We start from the raw sequence: 20636 nt of genomic DNA, 5'->3' as shown, positions 1-20636 counted from the left end.
AATGATCTTCCTTCTTATAAATTTAAGAATTCAATTTAAAACTCTGCATTTTGCGGAGTTCTGGGGTAAGGGATAACGTCCCTAATATTACCCATTCCAGTTGCAAACTGAACCAAACGTTCAAAACCAAGGCCAAATCCACTGTGAACCGCGGTGCCAAATCGTCTTAGATCCAAATACCACCAAAGTTCTTTCTCATCGATATTCAGTTCTTCTATTTTTTGTTGAAGAACGTCTAGACGTTCTTCACGCTGAGAACCTCCTACAATTTCTCCAATACCTGGAAAAAGGACATCCATAGCTCGAACAGTTTTTTCATCTTCATTCAATCGCATATAAAATGCCTTGATTTTAGCTGGATAATCAAAAAGGATCACAGGACATTTAAAATGTTTTTCAACCAAGAAACGTTCGTGCTCACTTTGTAGGTCAGCTCCCCATTCATCAATTGGAAACTGGAATTTTTTCTTTTTATTTGGTTTGCTATTCTTTAAAATATCAATAGCTTCTGTATAAGTTACTCTTTTGAAATTGTTCTCTACAACAAATTTGAGTTTTTCTATAAGCGCCATTTCAGATCGCTCAATTTGTGGTTTGGATTTTTCTTCGTCTAAAAGTCGTTTTTCCAAAAACTCTAGATCATCTTGACAGTTGTCTAAAACATATTGGAGCGTCCACTTGATAAAATCTTCGGATAAATCCATATTGGCGTCCAAATCATGGAATGCCATTTCTGGTTCTATCATCCAAAACTCGGCTAAGTGTCTGGATGTATTTGAATTTTCTGCTCTAAACGTAGGGCCAAAGGTATATACCTTGCCAAGTCCCATTGCGTAAGTTTCTGCTTCCAACTGCCCAGAAACGGTAAGATTGGTCTCTTTTCCAAAGAAGTCTTTAGAATAATCCACTTCTCCATTTTCATCTAAAGGCGGATTCTTTGCATCCAACATACTTACCTTAAACATTTCTCCAGCGCCTTCTGCATCTGAACCTGTAACAATAGGGGCATGCATATAATAAAATCCATTTTGCTGAAAATAGCTATGGATTGCGAACGCTAACGTTGAACGAACACGCATAACTGCCGCAAATGTATTTGTGCGTACCCTAAGATGTGCTTTTTCCCTTAAAAATTCTAAAGAATGCTTTTTAGGCTGGATAGGATATGTTTCTGGATCAGCCGTACCATGAACAAAGACATCTGTTGCTTGTATTTCAACACTTTGTCCTCTTCCTTGACTTTCCACAAGGATGCCCGAAATTTTTAAAGCAGCACCGGTAGAAATTTGTTTGAGCAAATTGTCATCAAAGTTTTCAAAATCGACAACGCATTGCAGATTGTGTATTGTTGAGCCATCGTTCAAGGCAATAAATCGGTTACTTCTAAATGTTTTTACCCAACCATTTATTTCAACAGTATCTCCAATGGGTTGCTTGTTAAGTAGTTCTTTTATAGAAAGAGAATTCATTTCTGGCTATCGTAAATTAAGCGGTAAAGATAGGTTTTTGATCAAAAACGATAGCAATGGAATTGGCATATTTATATAGGGGCCAGAAGTGCTATTTGTCTTTGAGGTTGATCTCGTCTTTTGGTAGGATATCTATCTGCGGTTTTTTCAATACTTCCTTGTTAGCTATGCTTCTTTCTAATGAAAGCAATAATGATGGAAGTAAAATAAGATTGGCAAGCATGGCAAAAAGCAATGTGGCCGATACCAATCCTCCTAAAGCCTTGGTTCCTCCAAAACTGGAAATGATAAAAACGGAGAACCCAAAAAAGAGTACAATGGAAGTATAGAACATACTTACCCCAGTTTCTCTTAGCGCCGCATAGACAGATTTTTTTATTTGCCAACGATTTGCAGCCAATTCTTGCCGGTATTTGGCTAAAAAGTGAATTGTATCGTCCACGGAAATTCCAAAGGCAATACTAAACACAAGAATAGTGGATGGTTTTATTGGAACTCCAAGATAACCCATTAATCCCGCGGTAATAACTAATGGGAGAAGGTTGGGGACCAAAGAAATTATGATCATTCTAAAAGAACGAAATAAATAAGCCATGAATAGGGAAATCAATCCTATGGCCAAGGCCAATGAAAGCAAAAGATTTTTTACAAGATATTTGGTGCCCTTTAAAAATAATAATGCCTTGCCGGTCATAAAGACATTATACCGTTCTTCTGGAAAAAACTTGGATATGGATTGTAACATATCTTGCTCAATTTCTTCCATGCGATCTATTTTTACATCACGCATAAAAGTGGTTATCCGAGCGGTTTGACCTGTACTATCTACAAAACTTTCCAGAAGATTCCCATCATTAGATGATTTCCTGACCACATCCATAATGAAGGTGTTTTCTTGAGATGTGGGTAATTGGTAATATTTTGGAATTCCACTGTAAAAGGCCTGCTTGGAGTACTTCACCAAATTGACCAACGAAATGGACTTTGATAATTCTGGGGTCTCTTCAATGACCGTTCCCAATTGATCCATCCTTTTTAAGGTAGCCGGTTTAATGGCTCCATTTTTTCGTTTGGTGTCCACCACAATTTCCATGGGCATTATTCCATCAAACTCTTCTTCAAAGAAGCGTATGTCCTTAAAATAATGTGTGTCTTTGGGTAAATCTTCAATCCTACTTCCTGTAATCTCTATTTGATAAATACCTATTATGCTTAAAATAAGAACAATTATTGAAGTAATATAAACGCCTATTCTATGGTGTCTAACCATTCGCTCCATCCAGTCGACAAAAAAGTCAATCCATTTTTTGTTCAGGTGCTTTAAATGTTTGGTTTTAGGAAGCGGCATAAAACTATAGGCAATCGGAATAATCAACAAGGATAAAATAAAAATTCCAATAATGTTGAGGGAGGCTACAATACCAAATTCTTTGAGCAAATCACTATCTAAAATAATAAAGGTAGCAAAGCCTGAAGCCGTGGTGATATTGGTCATAAGCGTTGCATTCCCAATTTTAGAAATAACGCGTTGCAGCGATAACGCCTGGTTTCCGTGTTTTTTGACTTCTTGCTGATATTTATTGATCAAAAAGATGCAATTGGGAATTCCAATTACAATAATCAAAGGTGGAATTAGCGCGGTGAGGATGGTAATTTCATACCTAAAAAGCCCCAAAATACCAAAAGCCCACATTACCCCAATGATTACAACGAACATTGATATTAACGTAGCCCTAAAACTTCTAAAGAAGAAAAAGAAAATAATGGAGGTGACCAGCAAGGCGGCGCCAATAAAAATTCCAATTTCATCTACAATGGACTTTGTGTTCCATGTACGTATATAGGGCATGCCAGATACCCGTACATCGAGATTGGTCTCTTCTTCAAAGTTTTTTACAAGGTCCGCAAGATCATTCAGTATGAATTCGTTCCGCACAGCGGTATTCATAATGTCCTTGTCCAAGTAGGCAATGGTTTGTATAGTTCCGCTTTCTGGATTATAAATTAAATTATCATAAAAGGGGAGCTCTTTAAAAAGATGGTTTTTAAGTTGGTCTACTTCATCTTTAGTCTTTGGAGCATCCTTGATAAATGGCTCCATAACAAATTCTTGCTTTTCATCATCTTTGATTAAAACCTTAAGATTTTCGGTAGATACTACAAAATCAATCTCTGGAAATGCCTCAAGTTGTTTGCTGAGTTTGTTCCATCGATTAAACTTACTTGGTGTAAAAAGCGATGAATCCCTAATTGCAAGAACTATGGCATTTCCTTCTTCTCCAAATATTTTTTTAAAAGCGTTGTATTGAACGGTAGCAGGATGATCATCAGGGAGAATATTTGCTTCTGTATTGGAAAACTGCATGTTTTTCCATTGCATCCCTAAAAAAACCGTAAAAGCAGCGACCCCAAGTAGAATAAGGATTCTGTTACGAAGTATAATTCTTGCGACCTTTGGCCAAAATCCTTTAGTGAGCTTAGCTACCATATGGGTTTTATTCGGCGCAAAGGTAGAAAATGATCGGCTGTGTTCCTAAGGAAAGCAAATTGATAATCTATAGAGATTTATACTTTCATAATTTCCGTTTCCTTTACAGCAAGGATGTCATCAACTTTTTTACTGTAAGTATCTGTAAGTTCCTGTATATCAACTTCAGCATTCTTCTGTAAGTCTTCAGATATATCTAGAACCTTGATTTCCTTGTTAGCTTCTTGCCTTGCACTTCTAATACTAACTTTTGCATCTTCAGCTTCTGCCTTGGCTTGTTTTACCAACTGTATTCTGCGCTCTTCTGTTAAGGGAGGAACATTAATAATAATCATTTCGCCATTGTTCATAGGGTTAAAGCCCAAGTTTGAATTTGTAATGGCTGTCTCTATATCTTGAAGAATACTTTTTTCCCATGGTTGAACAGAAATGGTCCTTGCATCTGGGGTATTAATATTTGAAACTTGTGAAAGTGGAGTTACTGAGCCGTAATATTCTATCATAACAGTAGATAACATTACAGGACTTGCCTTGCCTGCACGAATCTTAACCAAAGCTTTTTCTAAATGGGAAATGCTGCCATCCATGCTTTCTTTAGCACTATCAATTACAAATGTTACTTCTTCGTTCATAATTTTAAAATTTTAATGATCGGCATCAAAGCGTATGCCAATTTAAACATTCACTACGGTTCCAATATTTTCTCCAGAAACTATTTTCATAAGGTTGCCTCTTGTGTTCATGTCAAAGACCACAATAGGAAGTTCGTTTTCTTGACTTAGTGTAAAAGCTGTTGTATCCATGACCTTTAGACCTTTAGAAAGGACATCGGTAAAAGATATGCTATCAAATTTGGTAGCATTTTTATCCTTCTCGGGGTCAGATGTATAGATGCCATCTACTCGCGTTCCTTTTAAGATAACATCAGCCTTTATTTCAATTGCTCTTAAAACTGCTGCTGAATCTGTGGTAAAATAGGGGTTTCCTGTTCCTCCACCGAAAATAACAACTCTTCCTTTTTCTAAATGGCGGATAGCCCTTCTCCTAATAAAAGGCTCAGCAACTTCATTGATCTTAATGGCTGATTGAAGCCTTGTTTCCACTCCTTGAAGTTCTAAAGCACTTTGCAGGGCCAAACCATTGATGACGGTTGCCAGCATGCCCATATGATCACCTTGTACACGATCCATTCCTTGACCGGCACCGGAAAGTCCTCTAAAAATGTTGCCTCCCCCGATAACTATGGCTACTTCAATTCCCTTTGCGATTACAGCTTTAATATCTTCAGCGTATTCAGATAGGCGCTGCGGATCAATACCGTATTGTTGTTCGCCCATTAAGGCTTCGCCGCTAAGTTTTAAAAGAATTCTTTTGTATTGCATTTAGGATGTGTTGAAGTCCGGACAAAAATAATCAAAATTATTTATGGTGAATTACTTGAAAAAGCAATGATTCAAGAATAAAATGAACAAAAAAGTTATACATTTTGTAACCTTTTCAAAAAACCAAAGTATATCCTTCAACAAGTCACAAAAAACGACACCAAATTGCAAGACCTAACTGATAACGCCCTAATGCTCAAAGTAAAAAATGGGGACCTGGATAAATTGGGGTTACTGTATGAGCGACATAAGAAAAGGTTGTTCGGTTTCTTTTATAATTTGGGCAACAATCCTTCGGTGAGCGAGGATTTGGTTCAAAACGTATTTGTAAGAATTCTAAAATATAGAGGATCATATATAGGAGAGGGGGCATTTACCGCTTGGATGTTTAGAATGGCAAGAAATGTAAATTACGATTATCATAAAAAAGTTTCAAAAGAGAATATATCAACTGGTGTTTCTCCGGAAGATGTAAAGGCAGGGACGGAAGATCATATTAATGAGGAAATTGAAAAGAAGGGAAACACTGTTTTGCTAAAACAAGCCTTGGCCAAGCTGCCCGAAGAAAAAAGAGAATTACTGATTCTGAGTAAATACAGAGAATTGAAGTTTAGTGAAATAGCGCAGATCGTAGGATGTACAGAGAATGCAGCCAAAGTAAGGGTGCACAGGGCGCTTAAAGAGTTAAGAACAATTTTTTCACAATTGGAAATTGCATAAAATATGAACAAGGAAAACTTTGAAACGCGGTCGATAAATTATATGTCTGGAACAATGTCTGAAGAAGAGAAAAGAGATTTCATGAAGTTTCTTGATGAGAACCCAGAATATACAAATCAATTTGATGAATTGGCAAGTACGTGGAAAATGATAAATGTACTGGATACTCCAGAACCTTCCTCAAAAATGGATGAAGCCTTCTTTGAGATGCTTTCTGGTGAGGTTGAAAAAACGAATAAGAAAAATGGTTGGGAAACCCTTATGGAAGGGTTGATGATGGTTTTTAAACCTCAATTGGCCTACGGTATTTTATTATTGGGAATAGGATTGGGAGTAGGGTACTATATGAACTCATCGGACAATACTAACTCAACCCAGAACATTGTATCCAATCAAGAAACCGAAGATGTTAGACAAAAATTGGTATTGACCTTACTGGAACAACCATCTGCAAACCAAAGATTGCAGGGTGTAAGTGAGGCAAATAAGTTTGAGGATGTAGATGAAATGGTGATCAAAGCATTATTGCAAACACTAAATAAAGATTCTAATGTAAATGTAAGATTGGCGGCCATTGAATCTTTGACAAATTATGTGGATAAACCTTTGGTTAGACAAGGGTTGGTGAAGTCCATTCCAAATCAAGAGTCCCCGATTTTACAGATAACATTGGCAAATCTGATGGTTGCATTACAAGAAAAAGCTTCGATTGAACCTTTTAAACAATTGTTAAAGGAAAAGCAATTGGACACTACGGTGCAGAAAAAAATAGAGAATTCTATAGAATCAATAATCTAGTTTATTTATCAATCCATCCTATTTTGGGATAAATCAAATCACGAATAGTCAAATTTAGAAACGATGAAACAATTAATTTTTATGGTGTGTCTATCCTTGTTGATAGGGATACAATGCACAAAAGCACAACAAGAAAAGTTTACGGAGCAAATCAAAAAAGAAATTCCTTTTTCTAATAATTCAGAAAATACCTTGATTATTAAGAATGTCTTTGGCTCAATATCAGTTGAAGGATATAATGGGGGTCAAATTATTTTAGAAGTAGAAAGAACAATAACTGCTGATAATGCTGCAGGTTTAGAGTTGGGGAAACAAGAGCTTGAGCTCAAAATTATTCAAGAGGCAAATAGGGTGGTATTGCATCCAGATGCACCATATATTCAATTTGACAAGGATAACCTTAGGTATAATTGGTGCAATAACTATGAAGAACCTCAATATGAGCATAATTTAAACTTTAATCTTAAGGTTCCCAATTCAATCAACATTGATGTCAGTACTGTAAATAATGGAGAGGTTTTAGTGAAAAACACCAAAGGTGAAATGGTAATTGCTGAAAACATTAATGGAGGAATCACTTTGACCAATATCACAGGTAAAACGAAGGTGGACTGTATTAACGGAGGTGTAAATATTTCATATGCCGACAACCCTAAAAGCCCATCTAGGTACTACTCATTAAATGGTGATATCAATATTTCATACCAAAAAGCACTTTCAGCCAATATTTCATTTAAAAGTATGAATGGCGAAATGTACACTGATTTTGACATCAACAAACAATTTATGAAAGCTGACAAAGAAGCTGATAATAAAAATAGGGCAAAATATAAATACGAAGCCAAACCAATAGTTCAGATTGGAGATGGCCAGGTGGATTTTGAATTTGAAACACTAAACGGAAATGTATTCATCAAAAAAATATAGAGTCATGAAAAATATAAGATTAATTACGGTATTGATAGCAATGTTTATGGCGTACAGTATAGTTGCCCAAGAAAAGAGCATCGATTTGTTTTCGGTTCCTTTAAGTAACCCAAGTAGTCCAGGAAAGTTGGTTATAGATCAAATATCCGGTTCAATCCATGTTGAAGCTTATGAAGGTAATGAGGTGGTGATAAAAGCTTCTTTTGGAAGCGAAAAGGGACATTATAAAGAAAAAAACAAGCATGATGGCATGAAGCGTATCGAAGGATCTTCTTTGGCCATAAGCGCAGAAGAAAAGAACAATGTTGTTCAAGTAATTAATGAGCAATGGAACAAAGTGACCAATTTAGAAGTAAAGGTTCCTAAGAATTTTTCCCTTAAGCTTTCTACTATCAATGATGGAGATATTTCGGTAAAAGGGGTTAATGGAGAAATGGAGATAAGTAATGTCAACGGAGAAATAACATTGGAATCAGTAAGTGGTTCAGCTTCTACAGATACGGTGAATGGAGATATTAAGGTTTACTTTGATAGTATTACGAAAGATGCTAATATGGCCTTTAGTAGTTTGAATGGAGACGTGGATATTACTTTCCCCAGTTCTCTTAAAGCTGATGTAAAAGCGAAATCTGATATGGGTGAAATTTTCACCGATTTTGATATGCAAATTGCAGCAAATAAACCTGAGGTGAATAAAAATAATTCTTCAGGGACTTATAAGGTTAAGATAGAGCAGTGGGTGAGGGGTAAAATTAATGGTGGTGGCCCAGAGATGTTGTTTAAGACTTTTAATGGTGACATTTTGATAAAGTCAAAATAATAAAGACATCATAGCGATATAAACAAAAAGTCCGTTTCTTTTAAGAAACGGACTTTTTAAATTAAGATATTGTATGTTATCCTACAGTAGCACGTTTAAAACCTGTTACTGAAACATCTCCGTGAGACTCAACGTATTTTGCAACATTGATTTTCTCATCTTTAATAAAGTTCTGATCTAAAAGACATTGTTCTTGATCAAGTGTAGTGTTGTCAGAAATAAATCTTTCCATTTTACCTGGAAGAATTTTGTCCCAAATCTGTTCTGGTTTTCCTTCGGCCTTTAATTGTGCCTTAGCATCTTCTTCGGCTTTAGCCATAACTTCATCAGTCAGTTGAGCCATTGAGATGTATTGCGGAACGTTTTTGAGTGTTTTCCCTAAACGTCCAAGTTCTATATTGTCCTTTTCAATTACAGCAATTCTTGCCTCTGTTTCAGCAGTAACAAATTCAGCGTCAAAATCTTTATAAGACAAAGTTGTGGCACCCATAGAAGCAACTTGCATGGAAACATCTTTTGCAAGAACATCAGCAGTGTCCACTGTAGTGGATAAACCAACTAGGGCAGCAATTTTGTTAATGTGTACATAACTGCCAACATATGGAGCTTCCAATTTTTCAAAAGCTGTAATATCTAGTTTTTCGCCAATGACACCAGTCTGTTCTATTAACTTATCGGTTACGGTCATTCCTCCAAAATCAGAAGCTAAAAATTCTTCTTTTGTGTTATGGTCTAGAGCTTTTTCTGCTAACTCGTTAGCTAAGGCAATAAATTTTTCGTTCTTTCCAACAAAATCTGTTTCGCAGCCTAATACTATAGCAACACCAACAGTTTTATCAGCGTTTACTTTTGCTATTGCTGCACCTTCAGAAGAATCTCTATCTGCTCTTTTGGCAGCTATCTTTTGTCCTTTTTTACGAAGAATTTCAATTGCTTTATCAAAGTCACCTTCAGCTTCAACTAATGCATTTTTACAATCCATCATTCCGGCTCCAGTAGCTTTTCTTAATTTATTTACTTCTGCGGCGGTAATCTTTGCCATTTTTTCTCTTTTTAAAAATTTATGTAAAGTAAAACACTGCGCGAGTGTTTTGTTTTAGGATAACGTTAAATTAATTATTGGGTTATTCAACACCGCCTTTGGCGTTGTCTTGCCATTCTTTTAATTCATCCCATTTGCCATCAGCAGCCATTTGAGCTTGCTTTGGCCAAGATGTTGGGTCTAAATGTGCCATTCTTGAGCTGGCCTCCGTCAAGGTTTCTTTTATCTTTTCTGGATCTGCTTTTGCAAGATCACCAAAAGTGGCAATACCACTATTGGTCAAAGCCTCTGCGGCTTTAGGACCAATACCTTCAACCTTAGTCAAATCATCAGCTTTAGACTTTGCAGCTTTCTTTGGCTTTTTCTCCTCAGCTTTAGGTTCTTCCTTAACCTCCTCAACAACTTCTTCTACTTTTTCTACAACAGGTTCAGCTACTTTTTCTACAACTGGCTCTTTTGCCTTTTCTGTTTTTTCTGCAACAGGTTCAGCTTCTTCTTTGGCAACAGCAGGTTCTTTTGCTTTTGCTGGAGCTTTACCTTCTGCTACTGGAGCATCTTTGGCTTCGTCTTGTTTGTCATTTTTGCGTTCAGATAGACCTTCTGCTACTGCATTGGTCACCTCTGTCATAATCACTTCAATAGACTTTCCAGCGTCATCATTTGCAGGAATCACATAGTCTATTGGTCTTGGGTCAGAGTTAGTATCCACTATTGCAAAAATTGGGATATTCAGTTTTTGAGCTTCTTTTACAGCAATGTGCTCACGCATGGTGTCAACTATAAAAATAGCGCCAGGAAGTCTGGTCATATCAGAAATAGAACCTAAGTTCTTCTCTAATTTGGCTCTTAAACGGTCAACCTGTAGTCTTTCTTTTTTGGAAAGTGTTTTGAACGTGCCATCCTTTTTCATTCTGTCAATGGCCGCCATTTTCTTAACAGCTTTACGAATGGTAACAAAGTTGGTCAACATACCACCTGGCCACCTTTCAGTAATGTAGGGCATGTTTACATTGGATACTTTATCCGCAACAATGTCCTTAGCTTGTTTCTTTGTAGCTACAAAAAGAATTTTTCTTCCTGATGCAGCAATCTTTTTAAGAGCCTCGTTGGCCTCATCAAGTTTTGCTACAGTTTTGTAGAGATTGATAACGTGAATTCCGTTACGCTCCATGTAGATGTAAGGAGACATGTTCGGATTCCACTTTCTTGTTAGGTGCCCAAAATGCACACCTGCTTCTAGTAAGTCTTTGACTTCAATTTTACTTGCCATTTCTTGTAAATTAGTTTACGTTCCGTTGTATTAGCAATGAATTGGTGGTCACAAAATATGTTCGCCCTACTCATTTAGATGCTAAACTAAATTCCAAAAAGTCGGTTTTTTGCTCTTTGGAACAACGACAACTTGGTTAAAATATTAACCCTGAAACAATTTCAGGGTTTTCAATGAACTTTATATAATAGGTACAAACGTACCTGTAATATTAACGTTTAGAGAACTGGAACTTCTTACGGGCTTTCTTCTGACCGAATTTCTTTCTCTCTACCATTCTTGGATCTCTTGTCAACAAACCTTCTGGTTTAAGAACAATTCTATTCTCTTCATCAATCTCGCACATTACCCTTGCTAGTGCTAAACGAATAGCTTCAGCTTGGCCAGTGATACCACCTCCAAATACATTTACTTTTACATCATAACTGTCTTCAGTATTGGTCAATGCAAAAGGTTGCTTCACCTTATATTGTAATGTAGCTGTTGTAAAGTACTCTTTTAAGTCCTTTTTGTTAATGGTAATGTTTCCTTTTCCTTCAGAAACATAAACTCTTGCTACAGCTGTTTTTCTTCTACCAATCTTATGAACCACTTCCATTATTTGTAGTCGTTTAAGTTTATTGCTTTTGGTTTTTGTGCTTCTTGTCCATGCTCTGCACCGACATATACTTTTAGGTTTCTGAACAACTCAGCACCAAGTTTGTTTTTCGGAAGCATTCCCTTAATAGATTTTTCAATAATTCTCTCTGGGTGCTTGTCCAATAATTCTTGGGCAGTAGTGGAACGCTGTCCACCTGGATAACCAGTATACCTTGAATACGTTTTATCTTCCCACTTGTTTCCTGTCATGGTGATTTTCTCAGCATTGATAACTATTACATTATCACCACAATCAACATGGGGAGTAAAATTTGGTTTATGTTTCCCTCTAAGTAACTTGGCTACTTTTGACGCGAACCTTCCTAACGTTTCTCCTTCAGCATCAACTAACAACCATTGCTTGTCAACGGTAGATTTATTGGCAGAAATAGTCTTATAACTTAATGTATCCACTTCTTGAATATTATTGATTTAAACACCTATCCCGATAAACGGGCTGCAAATGTACGATTATTAGATTGAATTCCAAATGGTTGATTGGGAATATTTTCTACTTTTTCTGTTGGTCCATATTTGTCAAAAGGAAGAGGCTATTTTCAAGGTGAGTTTCTGTTAAAAAAGGCATAAAATTTAACGGTACTGTAACTGTTTCATTTTTCTTAGGTCTTTAAGTTACCTAATCAAATCAAAAAACGAATTAAGTGAAACAATCAACCATTCTCTTCACGCTCTTAATTTTTTCTGTTTATCTAAACGCCCAAGACTCAACTGAAGTTGTGCCAAAAAAAATTTATGTTACAAAACCAATTGAAAACGAAACTCCCCCGCTTGTAGATGGTTTATTAAATGATGAAGCATGGAATCTTGTGGAGTGGGCTGGAGAGTATGTGGAATTTCAGCCAGATGAGAATACCTCACCTAGTTATCAGACCAAATTTAAAATTATATATGATAATAAGAACCTATATATAGGGGTACGTTGTTATGATGCTGAACCGGATAAAATTGTGAAACGCTTATCGCGTAGAGATGGTTTTGAAGGAGATTGGATAGAATTTAATATAGATAGTTATCATGATAAACGAACTGCGTTCTCTTTTACCGCCACAGTAGCTGGGGTTAAAGGTGATGAATTTGTTTCTAACAATGGAAATGATTGGGATGGTAGCTGGAACCCAATATGGTATACCAAAACAAATGTAGACGAAGAAGGCTGGACAGCTGAATTAAGGATTCCTTTGAGTCAGTTAAAGTTTGGAGGGGAGGAGAATCAAGTTTGGGGATTACAATCTACCAGAAGATTTTTTAGAGCTGAAGAGCGCTCACTTTGGCAACGAAAACCAATAGATACGCCAGGGTGGGTAAGTGAATTTGGAGAGCTTCATGGTCTTAAAAACATAGAGCCTCAAAAACAATTGGAGATTCAACCTTATACGGTTACCAGTGGTGAAACCTATGAAGCAGAAGAAGGAAACCCTTTTAGAGATGGCAGCGAAAACGATATTGCCGTAGGTCTTGATGCTAAAATTGGGGTCACCAATGATCTGACGTTGGATTTAACGGTTAACCCTGATTTTGGACAAGTTGAAGCTGATCCATCAGCAATAGCTTTAGATGGCTTTCAGATTTTCTTCAGGGAACAACGACCTTTTTTTGTGGAGAACAAGAATATTTTTGATTTCAGTGTTTCAGAATCTGAGGCAGGTAACACTTTTGGTTTTGACAATGTTTTCTATTCTAGGCGAATAGGCCGCAGTCCCCAAGGTTCGCCGGATACGGAAGATAACGAATTTGTAAATCAGCCAGATAATACCCCAATAATTGGCGCAGCAAAGTTTAGTGGCAAAACAAAAAATGGCTGGGCTTTAGGTGTGCTGGAAAGCGTGACTTCAAAAAGATATGCAACTATTAGTAGTGAGAACGGGGATCGCCGACGAGAAATGGTGGAACCCTTAACCAATTATTTTGTTGGGAGAGCTCAGAAAGACTTTAATGACAGAAACTCCTATTTGGGAGTAATTTTTACCGCTGCAAATAGAGATAATTTAACGGAAGAGCTTAATTTTTTACATAAATCCGCTTACACAGGAGGTGTTGATTTTAAACATCAATGGAATAACAGGGATTGGTATGTGGAAGGTAATGTCATTTTAAGCCGTGTTAATGGGAGTGAGGAGGCTATAAAAAATACGCAAGAGTCTATTACCCATCTATTTCAACGTGTGGACGCTAACCACGTTGCATTAGATTCTACTAGAACGTCGTTGACTGGGAGTGGAGGTAATGTTCAAATTGGTAAGATTGGAAATGGTCATTGGAAGTTTGAAACTGGAGGTACATGGCGGTCTCCGGAACTGGAATTAAACGATTTGGGTTTTCAACGGCAAGCTGATGATATCAGACATTATACTTGGATTGGCTATCAAACATTAAAGCCAGATAGCACGTTTAGAAGAGTGGGAATAAATTATAATCACTGGAGTGCCTGGGATTTTAACGGTAACCATAACAGTTTGCGTTTTAATACGAATAGCTGGCAAAACTGGGAAAACAACTGGTTTTCTAACTTTGGATTTAACTATGCGCCTATTCAATATTCCAATTTTGCGCTAAGGGGAGGTCCAAGATTGAGACAGTCACCAGAAATTAGCTTCTGGAACAGTATTAGAACGGATAGTCGTAAAAAGGTTCGTTTTAATGTATTTCATAGGGGAGAAAAGGCAGTGGACAATTCATATAGGTCTTATTTTGTTGAAGCTGGAGTTACCTATCAACCCATAAACGCAATACGTATTTCTGCATTTCCCTCCGTAAGAATCAATAATGATAGGTTGCAATTCATTGATAATTTTGATGATGTAAACGGTTCGCCAAGATACCTTAATGGCGAAATTAATCAACGAACCTTAAGTATGTCATTTCGGTTAAACTACACTATCAATCCGAATCTAACCATTCAATATTGGGGACAACCCTTTATATCAAGAGGTCGATATTCCAATTTTAAACATGTTACAGATGCATCGGCAAAACTATTTGAAAATCGATTTACTGGTTATAACCTTGATCAACTTTCTTTGGCAGACGATACGTATTCCGTAGATGAGGATTTAAACGGAGTTGAAGATTTTAGTTTTGATAATCCAGATTTTTCCTTTGTCCAATTTCGTTCCAATTTGGTAATACGGTGGGAGTATATTCCGGGATCGGAAATTTTTCTGGTATGGTCTCAAGATGTATCCCAAGATGGTGATCCATCAGCAGGATTACTATCTAGTTTAGGGGATAATATTTTTGGGCAAAAACCTCAAAACATCTTTTTATTAAAGGCAACTTATAGATTTGTGCTTTAGAGAGCTTTAGTTCTGTTGTACTATTTAATGGGGTTTATTTTTTCAAGGCGTTTATCAATGCTTCATTTGATTCTTGGTCACCAATGGTGATTCTAACCTTTCCAGGTGCCCCAAACTGCGAGACAGGCCTTACCATGACACCTTTTTCCATTAGTCTGTCGGCAAAATCAAATTCAGGAATAGGTGGGTCAACGATAAAGAAGTTCCCTTGAGTGGGCCAATACGTAATTCCGATTTCATCAAATTCACGGGTTAAATATGCCTTTCCATCATGAACGGTTTTTACAGTGTTTTCAACAAATAAAACATCGTTTAATGCGCCAATGGCTGCCTCTATTGAAGTGATTGGGAGTAAAAAAGGCTTGTGAATTTGCCTAATGTAATTTGCAATAACAGCTGTAGTGTAACAATACCCAATACGTTGTCCTGCCAATCCATAGGTTTTTGAAAAACTATTAATGGCAATTACATTATTTCCAGATTTTACATATGGCAATGCAGTCACATAGTCTTCAGCATCTGCAAAATGTCGATACACTTCATCAAAAACAATGATGATGTTTTTAGGAATTCGATTAAGAAAATCATCTAGTATTGCCTTTGGAATGTAGCTGCCGGTTGGGTTGTTGGGACTGGTTAAAAAGACGACTTTCGTTTTATCCGTGATTGCATTTAAAATCCCTTCCATATCCAAATCGTAATTTGGTTTTAACAGAGGGATATCAATTGGTTTTGCTCCATACCATCTTGAAAATACCGAGTAAGGCAGAAAACATGGATTAGAGTAAATTACTTCGTCGCCTTCACTAATAAATGCTCTAAGTAGCATGTCAATGATTTCTGAACCACTGTTGCCGCAAATAAATTGGTCTACGGTCAATTGATTATCAAAATCGTTTACCAAGGCTTCTCTTAAACGAATATCTGTTTGATCGGGATACAGATTCACATTTTCAGCGGCCTTTTTCAGAGCTGCAATGGCTTTGGGAGAGGCTCCCAGCGGATTTTCGTTTGAGGAGAGTTTATATATTTTCTTGTCTGAGACAGGTATGTTTTTACCCCCCTTATATGCCTCTTTCGGCTCTAAATAGGGTTTGAAAATAGATTCTATTCCGTTGCTCATTAATCTAATTTTTCAGCATACATTAGTACAGCCAATGCTTTTTCTGTATCGTTGTCTTTCAGCATTTGTTGAGATAACCAGTGCAATTCTTTTTTTAATTTTTCTGTATTTCCATCCAATTTTTTAGATAGCATTTGAATCTCGTCATCCAAACCAATACGTTCTATTTCATCTGTAGTTGGGAGTTTTTCCAAATTCCCCAATCTGCCCAGATTGTTACCGGTAAGAATAGTACTGTTTTGAATACTTTCAGGAAGTTTATCTACTCCAATACCCTTATTGCGGATGGGCTTTGGAATTTCAAATAGAGAATTCCCACTAGCTCTTGTATACCAGCTTCCGCCCATTCTTCCAATTAAATCCAGTTTTAAAGGATCCAACTTTCCTTGTTCATCCATGTATTTTTCATTGATATGGATGAGCTCTACCCTTGCCAAGATTAAGTTCCCTGCTCCAGGGGTGTCTGCAAGTTCAATAACTTGTTCAACAGTACACTCAAAAGAAACTGGAGCCTCCGCAACACGGGGAGGTCCTACTTTTTCACTGGGAACTTGAGTTAATCCAGATTTAATGAATTCATTCACACCCTTTTCATAAGCTGTGCTGGACAATGACATTTGTTCCACTATAGGATAGTCTACAATGTTGATGACCACCTCTGGCACTTCTTTTATATTCTGATGGGAATGTTTTAAAGAATTGTCCCTTCCGCTTCTTGATGGAGAGAATATCATTATTGGAGGGTTGGAACTAAATACATTAAAAAAACTAAAAGGACTTAAATTCACATTTCCCGCTTTGTCAATTGTACTTGCAAAGCAAATGGGCCTGGGAGCGACTGCCGAAAGTAAATAAGCATGCAGCTCTGGTTGAGGAATAGAAGTTGGGTCTATAGTTTTTATGGTGGACATTTCCGTTTCTTTAGTTTGCGCTAAGATAATGATCTATTTTGCTGGAAGCACCTTTGCGGAAACTTCTCCAAAACCAACCTTAATACCATCTTTTTCGGCAGACCCTCTCATAATTACGGTATCGCCATCATTTATAAACTTTCGTTCTGACCCGTCTTTCATTTTGATGGGTTTAGTGCCCATCCAGGCTAGTTCTAACATAGAGCCATAAGAATTTTCATCCTTTCCAGAAATGGTGCCTGAACCATAAAGATCCCCAACATTAATATTACAGCCATTTACTGTATGGTGAGCCAATTGCTGTGCCATGTTCCAATACATATATTTAAAATTGGAATGGCAAACGGTTTCCTCTTCACTGCCATCGGGAGAGATGCCAACTTCGAGCTTAATATCGTAGTTTTTAATTCCCTCATATTCTAAATAAGGAAGCACTTTTGGTTCTTGATCTGGCCCTGACACTCTAAAAGGCTCCAAAGCTTCCAAGGTCACTATCCAGGGTGAAATATGTGAGGCAAAATTCTTCGCCAAAAAAGGGCCTAATGGAACATACTCCCATTTTTGAATGTCACGTGCAGACCAATCATTTAGCAATACCATTCCAAAAATGTAGTCCTCAGCATCTTGGATTGAAATAGATTCCCCTACAGCTGTGCTTTTTCCAGTGATAAATCCCATTTCCAATTCAAAATCCAAACGTGCTGAAGCTTGAAAGACAGGAGCTGTAGCATCTTTTGGTAAAACCTGTCCCTTTGGCCTATGAATAGACTCCCCACTTACAATGATAGATGAGGCCCTACCGTGATAGCCCACCGGAATATGTTTCCAATTGGGCATCAGTGCATTTTTTGGGTCGCGGAACATGGTCCCTACATTGGTGGCGTGTTCTATACTGGAATAAAAATCTGTATAGTCCCCAATGGATACAGGCATGTGCATGCTTGCTTCAGATTGCATAACAAAAAGTTCTGGTTTGTCTGCCAAAGCTGAATCTTCCTGTTGTAACCAATGCTGAATATTTGTTCTAACCCTTTTGGTAATTGTTTTTCCTAAGGAGATAAAATCATTGAGCGTATCTTTTTCAAGTACGGCAGTATTAAAATCAAAAACGTCTAATTCTGCAACAGCGGCTAAATCCAAAATATGTTCTCCAATGGCAACGCCAGCTCTAGGGCTTCTATCTGCTGTTGAAAAAATCCCAAATGGAATGTTATGGATTGAGAAATCGGAGTTTTCTGGAATATTTATAATCATGAAAATTAAAATTGAATTGTCAGTTCGAGCGCAGTCGAGAATTATTTATGCCTTATGTGTTCTCGACTGCGCTCGAACTGACATAAGGCCATCTATTTATTCCACCCAAGATCTGTAATACGTACCGTCATCAATCTTCAACGCATTTTCTGTGACCTGAAGTGGTTTGAACGTATCGATCATAACGGCTAATTCTTCAGTTTTGGTTTTGCCTATACTAGCCTCATATGTTCCTGGGTGTGGCCCGTGTGGAATTCCTGCGGGATGTAAGGAGATGTAACCAGGGCCAATGCCTGTTCTGCTCATAAAATCCCCATCCACATAGTACAATACTTCATCAGAATCTATATTGGAGTGATTATATGGTGCTGGAATTGCCTTTGGATGGTAATCGTACAATCTTGGGCAAAAAGAGCAAATTACGAAAGCACTGGTCTCAAAGGTTTGGTGCACTGGTGGTGGCTGGTGCACACGACCGGTAATGGGCTCAAAATTATGAATGGAAAATCCGTAGGGAAAATTGTATCCATCCCAACCCACGACGTCAAACGGGTGCGATGCATACACAAGGGTATGTAACATACCCTGTTTCTTTATTTTCATTACAAACTCGCCTTTCTCATCATGAGTTTGCAAATCTTGAGGCAATTTGTAGTCACGTTCGCAGAATGGAGAATGTTCTAACAATTGCCCAAACCAGTTTCTATACCGTTTTGGTGTATAGATGGGATGAAAGGATTCTGCAAATAGTATGCGATTGTCTTCAGTGTCAAATTCAATTTGATAAATCATCCCTCGTGGAATGATTAGATAATCACCATATTCAAAAGGAATATTACCCAAAAAAGTTTTTAATGTGCCAGTTCCTTTATGAATAAAAAGCATCTCATCGGCATCCGAGTTTTTGTAAAAGTACTCGGTCATTGATTTTTTTGGAGCTGCTAAACCCACATGCACATCGCTATTGACAAGCATGGGCTCACGAGACTCTAAAAAATCATCATTGGGGGCAACATCAAAACCTATAAGTTTACGTGAGGCAATATTCTTTTCAACAGCAATTTTTGGGCTTAGATCAACTGCTTTACCAATTGCGGAAACCTGAGTAGGCCTGTGCACATGATAAAGGAGGGAAGACATGCCGTCAAAACCGATTGTGCCAAATAATTGTTCATAATACAGACTCCCATCTGGTTTAGTAAATTGGGTGTGTCTTTTCTGCGGAATCTTTCCGAGTTTATGATAGATTGGCATAACTGAAAGTTTTAATTAGTGCAAAGTTCCTCTAAGTTCCTGTTCTCTCTCAATAGCTTCAAACAGTGCTTTAAAGTTACCTTTTCCAAATGATTGTGCGCCTTTTCTTTGAATGATTTCAAAAAACATGGTTGGTCTTGGCTCTACAGGGCGGGTAAAGATTTGCAATAAATAGCCTTCGTCATCACGATCAACCAGAATACCCAGTTCTTTTAATGGAGCAATATCCTCATCAATTTCGCCAACACGGTCCAACACGGCATCATAATAGGTATCAGGTACTTTTAGAAACTCAACCCCTCTACTTCTAAGCTGCCTAACTGTAGCAATTACGTCATCTGTGGCCACTGCAATGTGCTGTACACCTTCGCCTTCATAAAAATCAAGATATTCCTCAACTTGGGATTTTTTCTTTCCAGCTGCAGGTTCGTTTATTGGAAATTTAATACGACCGTTACCATTACTCATTACTTTGCTCATAAGAGCAGTGAAATCCGTAGAGATATCTTTATCATCAAAAGAAAGTATTTGGGTGAAACCCATGACGTTTTCGTAAAAATTCACCCACTCGTTCATTTGGTTCCATCCAACATTTCCAACCATATGGTCTACAAATTTTAATCCAACGGGAGATGGATTGTAGTCCGGAGTCTCCCATTTTCTAAACCCGGGCATAAAAGTGCCGTTGTAATCTTTTCTTTCTACAAAAATGTGAACAGTCTCACCGTATGTATAAATACCGGAACGAACAATTTTTCCTGTGTTGTCTTCTTCGACTTGCGGTTCCATGTAGGATTTTGCACCACGTTCCATAGCTGTATTGTATGCGTAGGTGGCATCATCTACCCATAGGGCCACCACCTTGATTCCATCTCCATGTTGGTCTATATGACGGCCGATATCGGTACCGCTTTTTAAAGGAGAGGTGAGCACAAGCCTAATTTTATCTTGAACCACCACATAACTTTCCCTATCTTTTAAGCCAGTTTCCAATCCTGCATAAGCTAAAGATTGAAACCCAAAAGCAGTCTTATAAAAGTGTGCCGCCTGCTTTGAATTGCTTACATAAAGTTCTAAATAATCGGTGCCATTTATAGGCATAAAATCTTTTGCCGTATCATGCAATTTTGGTAAAGTGGAAGTGGACATAACAAATATATTTTAAGATGTAATTGAAATTATTGTTGTTGATGCAACAAAAATAGTAATTTTGAAATTACTTTAG

Annotated in this window: 18 protein-coding genes; 5 read left to right on the top strand and 13 right to left on the bottom strand. The window is 37.4% G+C overall.

The genetic code is table 11. From position 1 onward, the window contains the following. Positions 1–35 precede the first annotated feature (35 nt). From asnS to pyrH, 4 genes are all read right to left on the bottom strand, one after another. A complete protein-coding gene (gene asnS / locus SJY44_RS17485) occupies positions 36–1469 on the bottom strand; it encodes an asparagine--tRNA ligase (RefSeq protein ID WP_396590677.1) in 1434 nt (477 codons plus the stop codon). Between the two features lie 91 nt (positions 1470–1560). Further along, on the bottom strand, positions 1561–3957 hold the full coding sequence (locus SJY44_RS17480; RefSeq protein ID WP_298929439.1) for an MMPL family transporter: 2397 nt from the start codon (positions 3955–3957) through the stop codon (positions 1561–1563). Between the two features lie 77 nt (positions 3958–4034). Next, positions 4035–4589 carry a ribosome recycling factor gene (gene frr / locus SJY44_RS17475; RefSeq protein ID WP_298929437.1) on the bottom strand — a complete coding sequence of 185 codons (555 nt, stop codon included), beginning with the start codon at positions 4587–4589 and terminating at the stop codon, positions 4035–4037. Between the two features lie 42 nt (positions 4590–4631). Next, complete coding sequence (gene pyrH / locus SJY44_RS17470) at positions 4632–5339, bottom strand: UMP kinase (protein ID WP_298929434.1); 708 nt, start codon at positions 5337–5339, stop codon at positions 4632–4634. Positions 5340–5504: 165 nt separating this feature from the next. Here pyrH and SJY44_RS17465 point away from each other — a divergent pair, with 165 nt between their 5' ends. The 4 genes from SJY44_RS17465 (at position 5505) to SJY44_RS17450 (ending at position 8604) form a co-directional block, all read left to right on the top strand. Next, a complete protein-coding gene (locus SJY44_RS17465) occupies positions 5505–6059 on the top strand; it encodes an RNA polymerase sigma factor (RefSeq protein ID WP_396590676.1) in 555 nt (184 codons plus the stop codon). 3 nt (positions 6060–6062) lie between these two features. Then, positions 6063–6857, top strand: a complete 795-nt coding sequence (locus SJY44_RS17460; protein ID WP_396590675.1) for a HEAT repeat domain-containing protein — start codon at positions 6063–6065, stop codon at positions 6855–6857. A 63-nt stretch (positions 6858–6920) separates the two neighbouring features. Further along, positions 6921–7784, top strand: coding sequence for a DUF4097 family beta strand repeat-containing protein (locus SJY44_RS17455; RefSeq protein WP_396590674.1), 864 nt, complete (start codon positions 6921–6923; stop codon positions 7782–7784). Between the two features lie 4 nt (positions 7785–7788). Beyond that, complete coding sequence (locus SJY44_RS17450; RefSeq protein ID WP_396590673.1) at positions 7789–8604, top strand: DUF4097 family beta strand repeat-containing protein; 816 nt, start codon at positions 7789–7791, stop codon at positions 8602–8604. 76 nt (positions 8605–8680) lie between these two features. Here SJY44_RS17450 and tsf read toward each other — a convergent pair whose 3' ends face one another. From tsf to rplM, 4 genes are all read right to left on the bottom strand, one after another. Beyond that, positions 8681–9646 carry a translation elongation factor Ts gene (tsf, locus tag SJY44_RS17445; RefSeq protein ID WP_298929421.1) on the bottom strand — a complete coding sequence of 322 codons (966 nt, stop codon included), beginning with the start codon at positions 9644–9646 and terminating at the stop codon, positions 8681–8683. 82 nt (positions 9647–9728) lie between these two features. Continuing rightward, the gene (gene rpsB, locus SJY44_RS17440) at positions 9729–10916 is read right to left on the bottom strand and encodes a 30S ribosomal protein S2 (RefSeq protein ID WP_298929418.1); all 1188 of its coding nucleotides are present in this window, start codon (positions 10914–10916) and stop codon (positions 9729–9731) included. 211 nt (positions 10917–11127) lie between these two features. After that, complete coding sequence (gene rpsI, locus SJY44_RS17435) at positions 11128–11514, bottom strand: 30S ribosomal protein S9 (protein WP_298929415.1); 387 nt, start codon at positions 11512–11514, stop codon at positions 11128–11130. Next, the gene (gene rplM / locus SJY44_RS17430; protein ID WP_163421416.1) at positions 11514–11969 is read right to left on the bottom strand and encodes a 50S ribosomal protein L13; all 456 of its coding nucleotides are present in this window, start codon (positions 11967–11969) and stop codon (positions 11514–11516) included. Before rplM ends, rpsI begins: the two co-directional genes overlap by 1 nt. A 248-nt stretch (positions 11970–12217) precedes the next feature. On the opposite strand from rplM, the gene SJY44_RS17425 reads away from it, so the two are divergent. Beyond that, positions 12218–14869 carry a DUF5916 domain-containing protein gene (locus SJY44_RS17425; RefSeq protein WP_396590672.1) on the top strand — a complete coding sequence of 884 codons (2652 nt, stop codon included), beginning with the start codon at positions 12218–12220 and terminating at the stop codon, positions 14867–14869. A 34-nt stretch (positions 14870–14903) separates the two neighbouring features. On the opposite strand, the gene SJY44_RS17420 is transcribed toward SJY44_RS17425, so the two are convergent. The 5 genes from SJY44_RS17420 to hppD form a co-directional block, all read right to left on the bottom strand. Beyond that, positions 14904–15992, bottom strand: coding sequence for a pyridoxal phosphate-dependent aminotransferase (locus SJY44_RS17420; RefSeq protein WP_396590671.1), 1089 nt, complete (start codon positions 15990–15992; stop codon positions 14904–14906). Then, positions 15992–16903, bottom strand: coding sequence for a flavin reductase family protein (locus SJY44_RS17415; protein ID WP_396590670.1), 912 nt, complete (start codon positions 16901–16903; stop codon positions 15992–15994). Before SJY44_RS17415 ends, SJY44_RS17420 begins: the two co-directional genes overlap by 1 nt. Before the next feature lie 33 nt (positions 16904–16936). Beyond that, positions 16937–18157, bottom strand: a complete 1221-nt coding sequence (gene fahA, locus SJY44_RS17410; protein ID WP_396590669.1) for a fumarylacetoacetase — start codon at positions 18155–18157, stop codon at positions 16937–16939. Between the two features lie 96 nt (positions 18158–18253). Then, entirely contained in the window at positions 18254–19411 is a 1158-nt protein-coding gene (locus SJY44_RS17405) for a homogentisate 1,2-dioxygenase (RefSeq protein WP_396590668.1), read from the bottom strand. Positions 19412–19426: 15 nt separating this feature from the next. Next, complete coding sequence (gene hppD, locus SJY44_RS17400) at positions 19427–20560, bottom strand: 4-hydroxyphenylpyruvate dioxygenase (protein ID WP_396590667.1); 1134 nt, start codon at positions 20558–20560, stop codon at positions 19427–19429. Positions 20561–20636 lie beyond the last annotated feature (76 nt).

Origin of the sequence: Allomuricauda sp. R78024 (assembly GCF_044596045.1) — a bacterium.
Classification (GTDB): Bacteria; Bacteroidota; Bacteroidia; order Flavobacteriales; family Flavobacteriaceae; genus Flagellimonas.
Note: the sequence above shows the minus strand (reverse complement) of the source record. Positions and strands in the feature narration are given on the sequence as shown.

Coding starts and splice junctions, on each gene's coding strand:
- asnS (WP_396590677.1), bottom strand. CDS start 1,469: ATGAATTCTCTTTCTATAAAAGAACTACTTAACAAGCAACCCATTGGA.
- SJY44_RS17480 (WP_298929439.1), bottom strand. CDS start 3,957: ATGGTAGCTAAGCTCACTAAAGGATTTTGGCCAAAGGTCGCAAGAATT.
- frr (WP_298929437.1), bottom strand. CDS start 4,589: ATGAACGAAGAAGTAACATTTGTAATTGATAGTGCTAAAGAAAGCATG.
- pyrH (WP_298929434.1), bottom strand. CDS start 5,339: ATGCAATACAAAAGAATTCTTTTAAAACTTAGCGGCGAAGCCTTAATG.
- SJY44_RS17460 (WP_396590675.1), top strand. CDS start 6,063: ATGAACAAGGAAAACTTTGAAACGCGGTCGATAAATTATATGTCTGGA.
- SJY44_RS17455 (WP_396590674.1), top strand. CDS start 6,921: ATGAAACAATTAATTTTTATGGTGTGTCTATCCTTGTTGATAGGGATA.
- SJY44_RS17450 (WP_396590673.1), top strand. CDS start 7,789: ATGAAAAATATAAGATTAATTACGGTATTGATAGCAATGTTTATGGCG.
- tsf (WP_298929421.1), bottom strand. CDS start 9,646: ATGGCAAAGATTACCGCCGCAGAAGTAAATAAATTAAGAAAAGCTACT.
- rpsB (WP_298929418.1), bottom strand. CDS start 10,916: ATGGCAAGTAAAATTGAAGTCAAAGACTTACTAGAAGCAGGTGTGCAT.
- rpsI (WP_298929415.1), bottom strand. CDS start 11,514: ATGGAAGTGGTTCATAAGATTGGTAGAAGAAAAACAGCTGTAGCAAGA.
- SJY44_RS17420 (WP_396590671.1), bottom strand. CDS start 15,992: ATGAGCAACGGAATAGAATCTATTTTCAAACCCTATTTAGAGCCGAAA.
- SJY44_RS17415 (WP_396590670.1), bottom strand. CDS start 16,903: ATGTCCACCATAAAAACTATAGACCCAACTTCTATTCCTCAACCAGAG.
- fahA (WP_396590669.1), bottom strand. CDS start 18,157: ATGATTATAAATATTCCAGAAAACTCCGATTTCTCAATCCATAACATT.
- SJY44_RS17405 (WP_396590668.1), bottom strand. CDS start 19,411: ATGCCAATCTATCATAAACTCGGAAAGATTCCGCAGAAAAGACACACC.
- hppD (WP_396590667.1), bottom strand. CDS start 20,560: ATGTCCACTTCCACTTTACCAAAATTGCATGATACGGCAAAAGATTTT.